We start from the raw sequence: 17421 nt of genomic DNA on the forward strand, positions 1-17421 counted from the left end.
ATTAATGATTCGATTAATATCTAATTAGATATATGTATAAATAGATGAAATGAGGTTTATTTTATGAATAATCACTCAGCTGTTGCGATGTTTAGGAGTCATAAGGGATATTCACGATTGTTCACAGCCGGCTTGATCAATGGAATTGGTGATCGTTTTACTAGCGTTGCAGTACTAGCGCTGGTTCTGCAGTTGACGGGATCAGGCATGGCGGTAGGGATTTCGTTAGGTGTGAGACTGTTTCCTTATTTATTTCTGGCCCCGCTTGGAGGCATACTTAGCAGCAAAATTCCACGCAAATATATCATGATAGCTACAGATATGCTGAGGGTCCCAGTAGCCTTAGCCTTTTTATGGGTGGATGGGGAGGAGAAGCTGTGGTTGTTATATATGGCAAGTTTTTTGCTGGCAGCGGGTGAAGCCATTTACAGCCCTGTTCGTAGGTCCACTATCCCCTTGCTCGTCACCAAAGATTCTCTGCTGACCGTCAACGGACTAGAGCAGTTAATGAGCGGCTGCGTGCTGATCCTTGGAGCGTTCAGTGGAGGGGTGGTGTCGATGTGGTTTGGTCCGGAGGCAGCGTTCATTATGAATGCAGTGTCTTTTTTAATCGCAGCGATGTTAATTTACGGTATCGATTTTCCACAACATTCGGAAATGGCGACGGTGGCTAAGAAGGCTACATATTCTCCTGAGGGGGACTTAGAAAAATCCGATAAAGAAGCACAATACGGTCGGCTGTGTGCTCTGGGAATGGTAATTGGCGGAAGCTTAACGTTGCAGGTCATTTTCGGTTATGAGCTGTTGGTGCCGTTGCTAAATGGTCTGGATAATGTACTGATCAGTGTCTATGCGATACAGGTATTTCACGCGGGGGATATTGGAGTGGGGGCATTTTATGCGGCGCTTGGCATCGGTCTTAGCCTTAGTTTTTTTACCTCACGTTATTTAAAAAAGGGGCTGCTGATTGTAGCCATCGGAGGGCTTTTACTAGAAGGTGTGTTACTCATGGGCATCAGTGTCAGCAATCATTTTGCGGCAGCATTTATGTTATACATCCTGCTGTCATTTGCCGGGGGGACGGGGAATGCCTGTCTGGATACGCTCGTTATGCAGGAAACCCCATCTGCTATGCAGCCCTTTGTGTTTGGACTCCTGTCTGCAGTAGGAAATACGCTGCTGGGATTATCTATGTTGTTCGCCGGGTGGCTATTAGAAGGGGTGGAACCAAGAATGGTAGGGTTTGCTGGGGGAGCGGGATTTGCCATAGTTGCGCTTTTACTCGCAGGATACGCGGGGGTACGCAGCAAGAAAAAACGTACTTAAAAAGGGCGGTGGCTTCACCGTCCCTTGGAAGTTTTTTTAACCTGAGTCTGTAGCTTTATGGCAGCTTTGCGCGGGAACAGGCGGATGCTTATCTTTTTGCGATAGCGATACAGGATTACAAGGGCAGCTATAGCTACACCGCCAGAGATAATCCATAGTGCATATAACTCGAATAAATGGAAAATACCCATCCACTGCGGACCAAATACCCGTCCTATGCCAAGAAACAGCACTACCCAGAATAACGCTCCACTATAAGCGTAGAGGGCGAATTTACGGAAGGGCAGCGCAACTATACCAGCAAAATAGCCGGTAAAGTGACGAACGCCTGGAATAAAATATCCGATGGAAATAAGGATACTGCCGTATTTCTCGAACCATTTTTGCGTTTTATCCAGCTTGGCAGGGGAGAACAGCAACCACTTTCCGTATCGCTGGATGAAGGGCATTCCGGCTTTTAAGCCGACAAAATAGGTGAGGGTCATCCCGGCTGTGGTCCCAGCAAACGCCACTAGAATCAACGTTATGAAATCAAGTCTTCCCGTATAGGAAAGAAAACCTGCAAAAGCCATGGTAGTTTCTCCGGGAAACGGCAAGGCAACGAATTCGAGCAGCAATCCAAAAAACAATACGCTATATCCATATTTGCTGAATAATTCTTGTATAAAGTTCAGCATTTCCATAAGATTCTCACTCTCCAAGGGGCAGTTGCCTTATTCTATTTTGAAGCTTGTCTTCATACAATCTACCAAATGGCTTTTGAGCCAATAGAATGCTGGAGGTAGAGAAGATGAAAGGTAACAAAAACACTCACGGCCGCCGAAACTTGATAAGCGGATTGCTTGTTATGGTTGTAATCGTCATCGTAATGCTGGGATGGAACGCAGGGGAGAGTGTAGATTCTTGGAGGAATCGTTCATTACAGTCCGCAAGTGCGGAGTCTGTCTCTGTTAAGAATAATCTCCCGTTAGTGGCGATGCAAGAATTGCCTCCTAAAGCAGAGTCCATTGTGACTGCTTCTCCAGAAGTTAAATTGAATTCCAGTACGGCACAAGTATCCAAGGTGTCGACAACATATTCAGCAATTACGGCCGCAAAGAAAGCTTCAAAAACGGTCTATATTACATTTGACGACGGACCGAGTGACAATACCTTCAACGTTCTAAAAATTTTACAGCAGCAAGGTGTGAAGGCGACCTTTTTTGTCCTTGGTAATCAAGCGAAAAGCCATCCAGAGCTAATTAATGCCATATGGGAACAAGGACATGCTATTGGCAATCATACCTATAATCATAATTACCATGATTTATATAGTGGATTCACTGAATTTTGGAGCCAGATTAAAAAGACCGAAGAAATTGTTCGGGGCATTACAGGGGTTCGCCCACAACTTATCCGCGCCCCGGGCGGAACCTTTGATCACTTTGATAATACCTACTTCAATTTGTTGAAGCAAGCCGGTTATATCGTTACGGATTGGACGGTGGACAGCGGGGATTCTAAACGCAAAGGGGTACCGGCGTCAGAAATCTTAAAAGAGTCAACTGCAGATCTGAAGTCCTCTCGGGTTATTCTTCTGCTGCATGATGGCGGCGGCCATCAGGAGAGTGTTAAAGCACTGCCTGATATTATTGCGCGTTATAAGGCTGCTGGGTACAGCTTTGGCCTTTTAGATGAGACGGTGGGGCCTGTACAATTCAGAGTCTCCTCAAAAGCAAATAGCTTGGGCAGAGTGAAACCTTCGGAAGCTTGGATCACCTCGAATATCATACCGAATGCAGAGCTGTTTGCGCCCGGCAAACCTTTGGTGCTGGAGGTTGGAAAGCTGGAGACGAAGCTGGCGCCAGGTGAATATGCTCTGCAAAAAGGGAAATATATGGTGCCACTTCGCGCTGTGATCGAACGGCTGGGAGGGCAGATTAATTGGGATGCGGGCAGTCGCAGTGGGAAGATTGCCTGGAACGGCAAAGATATCATCGCGGATGTGGCGAACAAGGAACTCCTGTTAAATCTTCCCGATCATGTTCAAAAGATAAACGGTGCCAGTGTGGAGATGATTGGCGGTTCTATCTGGGTATCGCTGCGTGAGCTGCTGGAGACAGCCGATCATCCTCCTTTAAATATAAGCGTGACGGAAGGTGAGCGCCGGGTAATAGCCTTCTGAGATTTAGCGCTCAGGCAGTTTTTTTAAAAGAAAAAAACAATGTCTGGGCACCCTTTTTCATGGGAAGAATAGATAGTAATAAGTTCCTCAGCTGGGAACAAGTCTAGACCCAAAGGAAGGGTGTTCGTTCCATTGTCCTCTTCAAAAAAAGTAGAACACAAATTAAATAACAAGACTGAAAGAGTTAGAAGCTATCCGCGTAGCCGTAGTGCGTTGGCTGAATGGCTGCGGATGCTGACTGTGGCTGGAATTATAGGTGTTTTATATGCATGGCGCGGAGGCGCATCACTCTTATTTCTGCTGATCGCTGTAGGCGTTATCATGGTTGGCGGACTGATTGTTCAACTTTCAGGTCCACGGGCGATAAAGATTGAACGGACAATCACTCCAGTAAAACCGATAGCTGGAAGTACACTGCTTGTGAAGGTACGGGTGAATTTCTCTGCCCGGCTTCCACTGCCATGGCTGACTATCGCTGATTTTTGGAGGGATAGAGGACATCACAAGCTACTGTTTCCGGGATTCAGACGCTCTTTTGAATACACCTACCTTCTTGAGAATATGCCGCGGGGACATCATCATTTGCAGGGCTGTAGAGTAACTTGGGGAGATTTGCCCGGCTGGTTCACAGGCCGATCTGAGCCTGCTGAAGAGCATAGCGTTAAAGTGCTGCCAGCCCCCCTATATTATGGCGGAGCAGTCCCGGATAGCGGCTTTATTAGCGGTAATTCGCTCTATTCCAGAAGGGGAAGAAGCAGCAATGATGAGACCATGGAATCGCGGGAATATGAGCCCGGTGATCCGCTTAGCCGAATTCATTGGAAGAACAGCGCCCGGCTAGGAAATCTGCAGAGCAAAGTTCCAGAGCGTGAAAAGGCAAGAATGAGCTGTATCGTGTTGGCTAATGATCCCAAAAGCTATGAGATTCCAGCCAATGCACTTACACCTCGTGGCAGTCGGGAGGAGCAGCCTCCGGTATTTGAGAAGGCGGTGTCAACGGCGATGGGGCTGATGCTCTTTGCTGAGCAGTCAGGTGCTTATGTCCAGTTATTTAGCGGAGGCTGGCCGGAAGGAATGGCTAGGCATGAAGGACTGGGTAAAATCCCAGGGAGAGTGCTGGATATTCTAACTGATATTTCTCCGAATGGAACAAGAACCCTGTCCGAGCTGTTGGAGGATGCTTCTAGAGGCTGGATTCCGGGAATGACCGTTGCTATAGTGACCGGAAGATTAGAGGAACAATCCGCTAAGGTTATCGCTAAATTCTTAGTGCAAGGTGTAAAAGTTGAGCTCTATTATGCTTGGGATCAGCCAGCTCCGCTGCCTGCTGAGGTAATGCTGCAGGAGATCCGCCAGCCTGTGCGGGGAACGGTCGGGGATAGTCTGGGTCGTCTGGGAGCACGGATGTTTTGTCTGGATGATGCATTGCCAGCTTACAGGCTCAGGGAGGTAGAGTACCATGAATCATCCGGAAAACCAACGCTACGGTAAGCGGATACCGGGTGACACAAGCTTCTCTATGAATGAGCACAGTGGGAAGGAACCAAAGCAGCTCCATTTGGAAAAACTGGAGAACAGTCATGCCGGTAAACAGAGAAAGATACCTCTGTATTATCGCATGCTGTTCTCTTTGGCTATTTTGGGGCTGTTTTTAGAATGGCTGCTCCCTTTATATAGAACGACTTCATTGGAAGATACTGCTAGATTGCTGCAGATTCTGATGATTTCTGCTGCCGTGCTGTTGATGTGGGGAATCCTTCAGATTCCCGGGTGGCTATTGCTAAGTATCCAATGTTTGATGATCGGCACAGCTTGGCTATATCTATGCAGCGAGAGCGTAGGGACAGGATGGCTGGGCATTTATGCAGTAGAAATTCCAAATGATCTGATTTTGCTCTTTTCCGGGCATGTTTCTCAGCTAAGCGAGATCAGCAGACTTTTGATTTTGATTGTTGGCTGGGGGCTGCTGGTATCTTCGGTGCAGCAGCTTGCACTTTTCAGAGGTAGTACGCTGCTGTTTACAGCGGTGACCCTCATTTATCTATTAGTTCTGGATATTGGCTTTGGCGTTAATACGACAACGGATGTTGTAATATCAGTCGGGCTTATTGTATGGATGCAAGCAATGAGTGGTTTGCTCCGTCTGCGGGAACGGGTGGGCAGCATTCACCTGCCGTATGCCCGATGGGGAGTTTTGGCATTAGCAACTGCTATATTCGTCATGATGACAGCATGGTTTGGTGGGCAGGTATATGAAGTACGACCGCCTAACCAAACTACACTCCAGTCAACCTTTGAAAAGCTGCAGGAATGGGCTTCGGGCCATATGCCGGAAGATAATGAGGCTATACCTGCAGGAACAACAGGGTATAGTACAAATGATGGAGAACTGGGTGCTCCATTATCACGCAATACCGAGCCAGTCTTCACAGCATTGACCAGCCAGCGTACCTATTGGCGCGGGGAGAGCATTGCCTATTATGACGGTCGCCGTTGGATCAGAGGTGGTGAGGAGTTTACTCCGCTTAACTTGTCCAGCCTGCCTCAGATTCCGGCGACGGTAACCACCACTAATGGGGGGCGGACTTTGCAACAGCGGATACAATTTGCCAGCCCCTCTTCCGGCGGAATTCCTGTATTCAATGCGGGCACCCTAACAGATGTTGAGACAGTTCAACTATCCAATGGCAGCCAGCTTGGTTATGTTCTGGCGAATAAGGACAGGGATACCTTTCGTCTGCCAGATTCGGTGGGGTCAACTCGGATCACTGAGTATATAGTTGATTCTATACTTCCCGAGAGTAATCCAGTACTACTGCGCGGTTTGGGTGACGCTGATCCACAAGAAATAAAGAATAAATACTTGCAGCTGCCTGATTTATTACCTGAGCGAGTGAAAGCTCTGGCAGAGAAGCTCACAGCTTCCTCGGGCAACCGATATGACTCCGCAACCGCCATTCGGGATTATTTGCAAAACGGGTATTCTTACACGCTGGATACCATGGTTCCGCCAGCTGGGGCTGATTTTGTGGATCATTTCCTGTTTGAGACCAAACAGGGTTACTGTGTGCATTTTGCCACAGCGATGACCGTATTGCTGCGAAGCACAGGTATTCCAGCGCGGTATGTTCAAGGCTACGGACCTGGAACCCAGCAGGAGGAAGCCATGCCGGCGAAGTATTTAGTCACCCAAGGGGATGCGCATGCTTGGGTAGAGGTTTATTTTGCCGGCGCAGGTTGGGTTCCTTTCGATCCGACGCCCGGGTCCTGCGCTTGCGGCTGGCTTCCCTGCGTAAGCACGGCCTGCGGCCGCAGCAGTCGCGCCGCAAGCAACGCGCAGCGCGGAACTGCCCGCTCTGCCGCTGGCGGGCGGGCCCTTTTCAGCGCCGCTCGCTGCCGCGGCGCTGCTTCCCGCCGCCGCTTGGCGCTGGCGGCGCAGCCTGGCTCTGCTGCTGGCCGCGCGTCGCGGCAGCAGCTTGAGCCGGGAGAGGCAGCTGCGCGCGGCCTCTCTGGCTTGGCACGGGCTGGTGGAGCGGTTTGGACCGCCGCCGCCCGGCGTTACTGGCAGGGAGTATGTGGACTCCCTGCGGATTTACGATGCCGGACTAGATGTAGCCGTCCGGCAGTTTGTCCGCCAGTGGGAGACCCTGGCGTACGCGCCAGCTTCGGCCTCCACAGCCGTGATCTCTGCCCGCGACAATCCCGTAGACTCCGCTCCCGCCCTTGGCGGCGAACCTGCGGCTTCTGATGCGGCCGCGTTTATTCGCGAATGTCTGCTCATTACCTTCCGTTTAACATAAACGGCTAATAACGCTTAGATCCGCTATCTAATTTATGCCATAGCAAGGAAGGTTCTGCATGAAGTTTTATCACTCTCTGATTATGAGAGGCGTGTCCTCCTTTCCTTGACGATGAGAATTAACCATGAGTATAATGAATCCAATAATCAAGGGAGGCACGTAATGAACAAGCCAAATGAAATTATCGTCGTTCTCGATTTTGGGGGACAATACAACCAACTTATCGCGCGCAGAATTCGGGACCTGGGAGTATACAGCGAACTTTTGCCGTACAATACGCCAGTTGACAAGATTAAAGCACTTTCGCCTAAAGGAATTGTCTTCTCCGGCGGACCTAGCAGTGTATACGCTGAAGATGCACCACACGTAGATCCGGCTATTTATGATCTAGGAGTGCCGATCTTCGGTATTTGTTATGGTATGCAGCTGATGGCTCATCAGCTTGATGGTAAAGTAGAACGTTCGGCTAAACGGGAATATGGTAAAGCTGATGTTGACTTTGCAGAAGGAACTGCTTTAGTTGCAGGATTGGAGAACCGCCAGACTGTATGGATGAGCCACGGTGACCATGTAGTTGAGCTTCCAACAGGCTTCAAGCTGGATGCAGGTACAGAAAGTGCTCCAATTGCAGCAATGAGCAACGCGGAGCGCAAACTGTTCGCTGTGCAATTCCACCCAGAAGTACGTCACTCCGTTCAAGGTAACGAGATGATCTCGAACTTCTTATACCAAGTTTGTGGTTGCGACGGCAAATGGACAATGGAATCGTTTATCGATGAAGCCGTTCAAGATATTCGCAATCAAGTCGGAGATAAAAAAGTACTCTGCGCTCTTAGTGGCGGAGTGGATTCTTCCGTTGTGGCTATGCTTATCCACCGTGCAATCGGAGATCAATTGACCTGTATGTTTATTGACCACGGCCTTCTGCGTAAAGGTGAAGCAGAAAGCGTTATGGAGACTTTCGTAGGCAAATTCGATATTCATGTAGTGAAAATCGATGCACGCGATCGCTTCATGAGCAAACTTGCAGGTGTTGAAGACCCTGAGCAAAAACGTAAAATCATTGGTAACGAGTTTATCTACTGCTTCGACGAAGAGTCAGCTAAGCTCGGAGATTTTTCATTCCTTGCACAAGGTACGCTTTATACGGATATCGTTGAGAGTGGAACAGCTACAGCGCAAACCATTAAATCCCACCACAATGTGGGCGGCCTGCCAGAAGATATGAAATTCAGCTTGATCGAGCCGCTAAACACCTTGTTTAAGGACGAAGTTCGTAAACTCGGTGAAGAGCTTGGCATGCCACGTGCGATCGTATGGCGTCAGCCTTTCCCAGGTCCAGGTCTTGCTATTCGTGTCTTGGGTGAAGTAACAGAGGACAAGCTTACCATCGTTCGTGATTCTGACTACATTCTGCAAGAAGAAATTGCTAAAGCGGGATTAGACCGTGAAATTTGGCAATACTTCACTGCCCTGCCTAACATGAAGAGTGTCGGAGTTATGGGTGATGCTCGTACGTATTCCTACACAGTAGGTGTTCGTGCAGTAACTTCCATCGATGGCATGACCGCTGACTGGGCACGTATCCCATGGGATGTTCTTGAGAAAATCTCTGTACGTATTGTCAACGAAGTTGAGAATGTAAACCGGGTAGTGTATGACATTACTTCGAAACCACCTGCAACGATTGAGTGGGAATAGTATATAGCAATAACAAACCTGCAGCTCCTTATTTATTAAGGGACTGCAGGTTTTTTTTATTAACCGTGAAGCTTGTGACGGACCCTATATAGCAACTTTAGAGAATGTGATAAACTGGGAAAAATAAACTTACAGGAGCCATTAGAATGGGATTCTCACTTATTGGAACACTAATAGCTATGGTTATTCTTGCCCCAAGTTTACTGATGATTAAGTTTCCGCCCGATCATGTTCCCAGCGGTTTAAAAGATGCCGGCATCGTCTACACTCTTTTGGAGAGAGTAGGGCAGTTGGGGTGTATAGCCATTCTTGCGATTTCAAAGGATAACTTTGAAAATGTAGAATTCGGGATCTGGGCTGCACTTATCTTTGTGTTTATCACGATTTATTACGGTTTATGGATTCGTTATATGGTTAAGGGACAGCAATTCAGATTATTATGGGCTCCATTATTGTTTCTTCCGATTCCCATGGCAGTTCTCCCTGTTTGTGCATTTGGATTTGCGGCTATATGGGGCAGATCTTTCTGGTTGGGTATTGCAGTGATTTGTTTAGCTATAGGGCATTTTGCTAATTCTTGGCATAGCTATCAGTATTCCAAAGGCCAATAAGCTAGGGAACATCGAAATTGTTTTATAGGGAAAAATACCCATTTGATAAGTCTTTTGATAGTTAATAAGCTGCATGATTTAAAGGATTTTGGGGTTGAAGTTAAAGATAAAAATGTATGAATTACGAACAATAGAAAAAATAAAGTCGAAAATGTTCGCTTTTTTCATTGACAACTTATGTGATGTCCACCTAAAATGATAAAGCACAACAACATAATTCTTTCGTATATTTCCGGGAATAGGCCTGGAAGTTTCTACGAGGTCACCGTAATGACCTGGCTACGATTAAGAAGAGCTGAGCAACCCGTATTGTCCTGAATCTAGGGCTATAGTCATGGGTGCTACTCTTTTTTTCGAGCCGGTGTCGATCAGATACCGGCTTTTTGTTGCTGTCAGCCACAACATACCTTAGGGGGAGAACAATTTGAATCGGTTTTTCAAGTTGAAAGAGAACGGCACTACAGTACGTACAGAGATAATGGCCGGCTTGACTACGTTCATGGCCATGGCTTACATCCTGTCGGTTAATCCGAGCACATTAACAGCATTTGGCCGCATCGATATGGGCTGGTACTCTGTATTTCTAGCGACTGCGCTGGCAGCAGGTATTTTCACCATTGCAATGGGCGTGTTTATAAACTTTCCAGTAGCATTGGCACCAGGTATGGGACTTAATGCATACTTTGCTTCCGTAATTTTGTCTTCTGCAACCTCAGAACATCCATTCACTTGGCAAATGGGTCTGACCGCAGTATTTATTTCCGGTTTGATCTTCATCCTGCTCACGGTTACCCGAGTACGGCAGATCTTACTGACAGCCATTCCTGACAGCTTGAAGCATGCCATTACCGTAGGTATCGGGATGTTCATTACAATCCTTGGGCTTAAGAACAGTGGTTTGATGACGATTGGTGTCGAAGCTGGTAAAGATATTTCCGCCAATACATTCACAGATGTCCTATCCTTTGAAACAATCATTCATATGGGTAGTCTAGAGAACACTGATGTACAGTTGGTAATTATCGGATTGCTTCTTATTTCCATCCTGATGGTACTGCAAGTTAAAGGTGCGATTTTATTCGGTATCTTGGGTACAACCCTCGCGGGTATACTGATGGGTGTAGTTGATTTTGGCTCTTTGTCCAGTCCGACAACCCCTTGGGTGCCTGACCTGACGCAATTGAACTTTTTCGAATTTGACTGGGACGGTATCCTGCACACCGGTATTGTTTCAGCAATCGCAACATTCACTTTTGTAGAATTGTTCGATACATTTGGTACACTTGTAGGTACTGCTCAACGCGCTGGTATTATGGACAACCCTGAAGAAGGTAACAAACGTGTAGGTAATGCAATGTTTGTCGATGCCATCGCTGTAGCTGGTGGTGCGGCATTGGGTACTTCCACTACTACTGCTTTTGTAGAAAGCGCGGCAGGTGTTGCTGAAGGTGGACGTACAGGTCTTACAGCTGTAACAACGGGTGTGTGCTTCTTGCTTGCGTTATTCCTTGCACCAATAGTGGCTCTGATCCCTGGATCTGCTACAGCCGCAGCATTGATTGTCGTAGGTGTGCTCATGGCACAATCGATTCGCGAAATTGATTTTCAAGATATGGTTGTTGCGATTCCAGCGTTCCTTACTCTAGTAATCATGCCTTTCACTTATAATATTGCTAATGGTATTTCCTTTGGTATCGTAACTTATGTAATCCTTGCTTGTGTAGCTAACCTTGCTGGCAAGAAAAAATACGATATTCACTGGATGATGTGGGTACTTGCTATTCTGATTATTCTCCGTTATGTATTTCTTGGTAGTGCGGGCTAACTCATATATAGCATACAGATGTGCATTCAACGGCTCCTTCATAACTGAGGGGGCCCTTTTTTTATATTTTTGTTGGCACTTAACCATTCAGGCTAGTCTATGTTTCTAGCTTTTCATCATCTATGATTTAGATTATATTGTTGAAGAGGTGATGTTCAGGACGAGGCAGCCTTGGCGTTAGAGTCCAATTTGTTCCCTCCTTGATCCTGATCTCTGTTTATTTTGTACTGAAAATACTTCAAACCCCTAGATGGTCCTATGGTCTTACCATTTTGTTAGTTCTCTCGCTTTATGCTGATAGAATGGCCTGTTTTTTTGCTCCGGTATTTGCTTTAGCCACTGCGATTCTTCTATTCTATATAAGAGTCTATATAAGAGCCTTGAAGCTTAGGGCGATCCTATGGAATGGAATATTGTGGATGGAAGGGTCTGCGATCCAGATAAGGTTAACATACCCTATATTTATATGCTCTTTTATGAGAAAATCAATCCAAATGATTTCTTAGCAACGGTGAAATACACTAATTCGGGAGTTGTTTTTCAGAAGGGATATGCTTTTGGCTGGACTAAGATGAATATAGGACGAGGTGAGGTTGGGACGATGATCAAGAGTACACGTGCGGCCGTAATGACTGTATTGATGCTGTTATTGTTTGTGCTTCCTGTAACAAGCATTTATGCAGAGGGGAATCTATTGCAGAACCCTGGCTTTGAGGAGGGGGGAGATGATGCGCCTTCTAACTGGACTAAGGATATGTGGATTTCAGGAGACAACTCAGCTCTACTTTCAATCCAATCGGAGGAAGTTCATTCCGGCAGCAAGGCGGCAGTCATTGAGAATATCGAGCCCAATCATTCGAAATGGGTGCAGACGATTGAGGCTACGCCGAATAGTTATTATAAAATCTCTGGATGGATCAAAGTAGTAAGTACAGCAGGGGAGGGAATGGGCGCCAACATTCTTGCCGTTGGAGTAGGCGGGGGGTATCCCAGCGTAACTGATACGGCAGGTGAATGGCACTATCTTGAATATATCGGCCAGACAGGACCGGAGCAGAAGTCATTTGGTATAGGCGCAAGTTTGGGCGGCTACTCTAGCTTGATTCAAGGTAAGGCTTATTTTGATGATTTTGCTGTAGAAAAATTAGACGCGGCTCCCGAAGGGGCTAACGTTATTTCGCTGGATAGTTCAGCGGTTAGTCCAGATGCCGGCGACAAAAAGGCAGACACTCCACATAAAGTATCTCCAACTAAGATGTTGCTGATTTCAGCGCTGTTTAGCGTGTTTTTTGCAGTGCTTTATACTAAGGCATTCCGTAGTGAGAAGCTTATGAAGCAGCCTGAGAATATTTATTCCAAATGGCTGAGCATTGCCATCGGAATTGCTTTTATCCTGAGGGTGTGGATTGGTCTTACCGCGCAAGGTTATCAGAATGATATGAATACCTTTATTTCTTGGGGACAGCGTATGGTGGATTTAGGTCCTGGCAAATTTTATGAAGAAGGTTATTTTGCCGATTATCCTCCTGGATATTTGTACATATTGTACGTGCTTAGCGCCATTCGTGGCGTTTTAGGATTCACTCAGGGCTCAGGTGGAGAGAATTTGCTCTTCAAGCTCCCTGCGATCCTTTCTGATTTGGTGCTCGGCTACTTCATTTATCAAATGTCACGCAAAAAACTCGGCACAGGAATAGCTTTCGGCTTAATGTTGTTGTTTCTGTTTAACCCAGCGGTACTTATTAATTCAGCGGCTTGGGGACAAGCAGATTCATTCTTTTTGATCTTCCTGCTGCTCAGTATCCATGGCGCTGCGAACAAAAAGTTTGTCCGCTCCGCAATTTTGTTTGCCTTAGCGACGCTAATTAAACCGCAAGCGTTGATATTCACGCCGGTATTGTTGTTTGCTTTTTATCATCACCGCGCTTGGAAGCAGCTTGGATTCGGAGCTTTGTATGGATTAGGGATCTTCGGATTGCTTGCGGCACCGTTTTTCTGGAATAACGGAGGATTGGTAGGGGTTATTGATCTTTACAAGAGTACGTTATCTTCCTATCCGTATTCTTCAGTGAATGCATTTAATCTGTATGCACTGACTGATCCGATGTGGTCATCCCTTGATCTAACCTGGCTTGGCATTCCATACCGTGTATGGGGCTTCATATTTATTTTAGTGGCTGTAGCTGTTGCGGCATTTTATTCCTTTAAAAAGGATCGCTTGGACCTGACCAAATCCTATTTTATCGGGATGGTGCTTATAGTAGTGGTCTTTGTGCTTGGCACCAAAATGCATGAACGTTATATGTTCCCTGCTCTTATTCTTTGTTTGTTTACTTATATAGAAAGTCGGGACCGCCGCTTTTTATCGCTATTTCTCGGATTCAGCTTAACGCAATACATCAATGTGGCGTACACCTTATCCCACCTGAATGCAGATGTTAGCCCGGGTGCAGACGGAATCGTATTAGTGACTGCTATAGCTAATCTAGCATTGCTGCTTTATATGCTGAATATCGGATACGATGTGTATGTCCGCAAGGGAATAAAACCTCTTCCAGCACCAATTACACCGGAAGAACAGTATGAAGAAGATTTGAGAGTTGTCGGGCAAATTAAACCGCATCAGAAGGGAGGGCGATTTAACGATGAAGTTTAAGCGTATAGATTGGATATGCATAATAGCTATCACGGCCGTTTACGCAGCGCTTGCTTTATATAATCTTGGCTCTACTAAATCTCCAGAGACCTTATGGGAGCCTGCTGCCAGTGGTGAAAGCTTCTATGTAGATTTGGGGCAGAGTAAACCATTGGAACGGGTCAATATCTTTGGTGGCGTGGGCACGGGTAAGTTCAAGCTGGAATTCAGCGACAATCCTGAGGTCTGGAGCAGTCCGATGGATGTCAGTGAGGATGTTGGGAATGTCTTCATCTGGAAAAGCCAACCCCTGAACGTTACTGCGAGATATGTGAAGTTTACAGTTACCTCTCCAGGGTTCACTTTGAACGAAATGGCCTTTTATGAGCAGGGGGGAGAAAGAATCCCCCTTCCTATTGCCGGTGTGACACCGGATGCTAACGCTGTACCTAAAAGAGGAGCAGCGGCCAATCTTTTTGACGAGCAGGCGCTCATTCCGGAATATTCTAACTTTATGAATAGTACTTATTTTGACGAGATCTATCATGCGCGAACAGCTTATGAATATACACACGGGATAGTGCCTTACGAGAATACGCATCCACCGCTTGGCAAGCTTTTGATTGCCATAGGTATGGAGCTGTTCGGAGTCAATCCATTCGGCTGGCGTATTATCGGAACCTTGTTCGGAGTTGCCATGTTACCTCTTATATATGTAATGGCGCTGCGTTTGTTTAAGAAAAGCAAATACGCCTCCCTCGCGGCAGGATTGTTTGCACTGGATTTCATGCATTTCACACAGACAAGAATCTCCACGATTGACGTATACGGAGTATTCTTCATTATGTTGATGTTCTATTTTATGCAGCGGTATTACACAATGAATTTCTACAAGCAGCCTTTAAGAAAAACATTAATTCCGTTATTCTGGTCTGGCTTATTCTTCGGAATCGGCGTAGCTTCGAAATGGATTGTGCTCTATGGAGGAGCAGGGCTGGCCATTATGCTGGCTATCTCCCTTTTTGAACGCTACAGAGAATACCAAGCCTCCGGACGCCTGCTGGCAGAGGGGAAGATTAAAGACAAGGAATTGCTGGGCACCTGTCGTGAAGCAGTAGATTCTTTTTGGAAAAAGACTATTATTACGTTGGCTAGTTGTATCGGGTTCTTTGTAATTATTCCAGTAATTATTTATAGCTTATCTTTTGTGCCGGGGTTATCTGCATCAGCAGAGGGCTTCACTATAAAAGGTTTGATTGATTCCCAAAAGAATATGTACAACTACCACAGCCAGCTTGTAGCTACACATCCTTTTGCTTCCTCATGGTGGCAATGGCCGTTTATGAAGAGACCGGTCTGGTTCTTTAGCGGCGGTGAAGGTTTGCCGGAAGGTCAGGTCAGCAGTATAGTGACTATGGGGAATCCGCTTATCTGGTGGACGGGTATTTTTGCGATGTTGGCAACACTGTGGATTACGCTGAAACGTAAAGATAAGAATCTCTACATGATTTGGATTGCCTTCTTCTCGCAATATGTTCCGTGGATGCTTGTCCCAAGAGAAACATTTATTTACCATTATTTTGCTATGGTTCCATTTATGATTCTTGGTATTGTATATATAATGAAGTTGCTGGATAGTAAATTCCCTGAGGCCCGTTACGTACAGTATGTCTATGTAGCCGTTGCTTTGCTGCTCTTTATCGCTTTCTACCCGGTACTGTCAGGGATGCAGGTCAGTGGAGATTACGTGAAAGATATGCTGCGTTGGTTCCCAACTTGGGTTTTCTAGGATTTAATAAAAATCTATAAAATAAGTTTATGCATGCAGCGTTATTATGAAGTGTAGATGGATGTAACGCTCCAAAAAGCTTGTAGGAGGAATAAAGGTGAAAGCCAGATATAGTGTGATTGTACCCATGTTCAATGAGGAGCAAGTAATTAGCCATACTTATGAACGTTTGAAAAAAGTAATGGACGAGTGCGGCGATACTTATGAGCTGGTCTTCGTCAATGACGGCAGTCGTGATCGTTCCGCCCAGATGATTCGGGAGATCTGTGAACGAGACGAGCATGTCAAGCTGATTGACTTCTCGCGTAATTTCGGACATCAGGTAGCGATTACAGCTGGCATGGACTATGCCGAAGGTCAAGCGGTTGTTGTTATTGACGCTGATCTTCAGGATCCTCCGGAGGTCATTCTGCAAATGATCGAGAAGTGGAAAGAGGGCTACGACGTTGTATATGCGAAACGCCTGAAGCGCCACGGAGAAACGATGTTCAAAAAGGTCACCGCGAAGCTTTTTTACCGCCTGCTCAGCAGTATGACAAGTGTAGATATTCCTACGGATACAGGCGATTTCCGTCTTATTGACCGTAAGGTATGTGATGTCCTGCGGGGACTTAAAGAAAAGAACCGCTATGTCAGAGGTTTGGTGAGCTGGGTTGGCTTCAAGCAGACTATGGTGGAATATGAAAGGGAAGAACGTTTTGCTGGAGAAACCAAATATCCGCTGAAGAAAATGATTCGTTTTGCGTTAGATGGCATCACCTCTTTTTCACATAAGCCGCTTAAGATTGCTACGTATATTGGATTCTTTCTTTCATTTTCTAGCTTTCTCTATTTATTTTTCGTCTTGTTCCAAAGGATATTTTTCACCTCCTGGACGGTTCCGGGCTGGGCTTCCATTGTAGGTGTCAATCTGCTCTTTAACGGTATTGTTCTGATGCTGTTGGGTGTGATTGGGGAGTATATCGGACGGATTTATGACGAGTCTAAAGATAGACCGCTATATATTGTTAGTGAGACTAAAGGCTACCAGAACGAAGAACAACTGGACCGCCGGAAGGACCACAATGATGTCAGATAAGAACTTGCGCGCTGCATTCATACAGTTCCTCAAATTTAATGCCGTAGGTTTGCTCAATACGCTTATTGATTTTGTGATTTTTACATTGTTGAATTCACTAGGGATGGTATACGCATTGGCGCAGGTGATCTCCTATAGTGCAGGCACGGCGAATAGCTTTATTTTGAATAAAAAAGTAACCTTTCGTGATCGCAACCGGGGGAATAAAGAAGGCTTCGACCGCGTGCAGCTGGTCAAGTTTATCGTGCTGAATCTGGTAGTGCTCGGAATATCACTGCTGCTAATGCATCTGTTGACAGACAAACTAGGTATTCAAGTCTTGATCTCGAAGGTGCTGGTTACCTTTATCACGGTGATCATCAATTTCTTTGGAAGTCGTAAATGGGTATTTTAAACATTAATTTCAGGCAGAAGGAGTTGCTATGCTTAAAGGCAAGTAGCTGTTTCTGCTTGATTTGTATATAACCATAGAAACAATATACGGAGGTGAAT

At 46.1% G+C, this 17421-nt stretch carries 12 protein-coding genes and 1 riboswitch; of the genes, 11 read left to right on the plus strand and 1 reads right to left on the minus strand.

Annotated features, from left to right (window positions below; translation table 11 throughout):
• Positions 1-63 precede the first annotated feature (63 nt).
• Positions 64-1326, plus strand: a complete 1263-nt coding sequence (locus tag MHH89_RS25205) for an MFS transporter (protein WP_076282482.1) — start codon at positions 64-66, stop codon at positions 1324-1326.
• A 14-nt stretch (positions 1327-1340) separates the two neighbouring features.
• On the opposite strand, the gene MHH89_RS25210 is transcribed toward MHH89_RS25205, so the two are convergent.
• Positions 1341-2009: a DedA family protein gene (locus MHH89_RS25210; RefSeq protein ID WP_076106058.1), complete on the minus strand. Its 669-nt coding sequence runs from the start codon at positions 2007-2009 to the stop codon at positions 1341-1343.
• Between the two features lie 107 nt (positions 2010-2116).
• On the opposite strand from MHH89_RS25210, the gene MHH89_RS25215 reads away from it, so the two are divergent.
• From MHH89_RS25215 to MHH89_RS25260, 10 genes are all read left to right on the plus strand, one after another.
• The gene (locus MHH89_RS25215; protein ID WP_341088410.1) at positions 2117-3490 is read left to right on the plus strand and encodes a polysaccharide deacetylase; all 1374 of its coding nucleotides are present in this window, start codon (positions 2117-2119) and stop codon (positions 3488-3490) included.
• Positions 3491-3622: 132 nt separating this feature from the next.
• Entirely contained in the window at positions 3623-4981 is a 1359-nt protein-coding gene (locus MHH89_RS25220) for a DUF58 domain-containing protein (protein WP_312151174.1), read from the plus strand.
• Positions 4950-7238, plus strand: a complete 2289-nt coding sequence (locus tag MHH89_RS25225) for a transglutaminase family protein (RefSeq protein ID WP_341088411.1) — start codon at positions 4950-4952, stop codon at positions 7236-7238. The genes MHH89_RS25220 and MHH89_RS25225 overlap by 32 nt, the downstream gene beginning before the upstream one ends.
• A gap of 214 nt (positions 7239-7452) precedes the next feature.
• Positions 7453-8991, plus strand: coding sequence for a glutamine-hydrolyzing GMP synthase (gene guaA, locus MHH89_RS25230; protein ID WP_036679874.1), 1539 nt, complete (start codon positions 7453-7455; stop codon positions 8989-8991).
• Positions 8992-9137: 146 nt separating this feature from the next.
• Entirely contained in the window at positions 9138-9602 is a 465-nt protein-coding gene (locus MHH89_RS25235; protein WP_076106071.1) for a hypothetical protein, read from the plus strand.
• Between the two features lie 202 nt (positions 9603-9804).
• A riboswitch (purine riboswitch) is annotated at positions 9805-9904 on the plus strand.
• Between the two features lie 122 nt (positions 9905-10026).
• Positions 10027-11427 carry an NCS2 family permease gene (locus tag MHH89_RS25240; protein ID WP_036679893.1) on the plus strand — a complete coding sequence of 467 codons (1401 nt, stop codon included), beginning with the start codon at positions 10027-10029 and terminating at the stop codon, positions 11425-11427.
• Between the two features lie 400 nt (positions 11428-11827).
• Positions 11828-14083: a glycosyltransferase 87 family protein gene (locus MHH89_RS25245; RefSeq protein ID WP_076130536.1), complete on the plus strand. Its 2256-nt coding sequence runs from the start codon at positions 11828-11830 to the stop codon at positions 14081-14083.
• Positions 14073-15851 carry a phospholipid carrier-dependent glycosyltransferase gene (locus MHH89_RS25250; protein ID WP_076307898.1) on the plus strand — a complete coding sequence of 593 codons (1779 nt, stop codon included), beginning with the start codon at positions 14073-14075 and terminating at the stop codon, positions 15849-15851. Before MHH89_RS25245 ends, MHH89_RS25250 begins: the two co-directional genes overlap by 11 nt.
• A gap of 97 nt (positions 15852-15948) precedes the next feature.
• Positions 15949-16929, plus strand: a complete 981-nt coding sequence (locus MHH89_RS25255; protein WP_036679898.1) for a glycosyltransferase family 2 protein — start codon at positions 15949-15951, stop codon at positions 16927-16929.
• On the plus strand, positions 16916-17323 hold the full coding sequence (locus MHH89_RS25260) for a GtrA family protein (RefSeq protein ID WP_076130538.1): 408 nt from the start codon (positions 16916-16918) through the stop codon (positions 17321-17323). Before MHH89_RS25255 ends, MHH89_RS25260 begins: the two co-directional genes overlap by 14 nt.
• Positions 17324-17421: the final 98 nt, after the last annotated feature.

Origin of the sequence: Paenibacillus sp. FSL H7-0323 (assembly GCF_038002725.1) — a bacterium.
GTDB classification, from domain to species: Bacteria; Bacillota; Bacilli; order Paenibacillales; family Paenibacillaceae; genus Paenibacillus_AQ; species Paenibacillus_AQ odorifer.

Bases quoted from the DNA above. Each gene is read 5' to 3' on its own strand.
- MHH89_RS25245 (WP_076130536.1), top strand. From the start codon at position 11,828: ATGGAATGGAATATTGTGGATGGAAGGGTCTGCGATCCAGATAAGGTT.
- MHH89_RS25215 (WP_341088410.1), top strand. From the start codon at position 2,117: ATGAAAGGTAACAAAAACACTCACGGCCGCCGAAACTTGATAAGCGGA.
- MHH89_RS25210 (WP_076106058.1), bottom strand. From the start codon at position 2,009: ATGGAAATGCTGAACTTTATACAAGAATTATTCAGCAAATATGGATAT.
- MHH89_RS25250 (WP_076307898.1), top strand. From the start codon at position 14,073: ATGAAGTTTAAGCGTATAGATTGGATATGCATAATAGCTATCACGGCC.
- MHH89_RS25260 (WP_076130538.1), top strand. From the start codon at position 16,916: ATGATGTCAGATAAGAACTTGCGCGCTGCATTCATACAGTTCCTCAAA.
- guaA (WP_036679874.1), top strand. From the start codon at position 7,453: ATGAACAAGCCAAATGAAATTATCGTCGTTCTCGATTTTGGGGGACAA.
- MHH89_RS25225 (WP_341088411.1), top strand. From the start codon at position 4,950: ATGAATCATCCGGAAAACCAACGCTACGGTAAGCGGATACCGGGTGAC.
- MHH89_RS25205 (WP_076282482.1), top strand. From the start codon at position 64: ATGAATAATCACTCAGCTGTTGCGATGTTTAGGAGTCATAAGGGATAT.
- MHH89_RS25235 (WP_076106071.1), top strand. From the start codon at position 9,138: ATGGGATTCTCACTTATTGGAACACTAATAGCTATGGTTATTCTTGCC.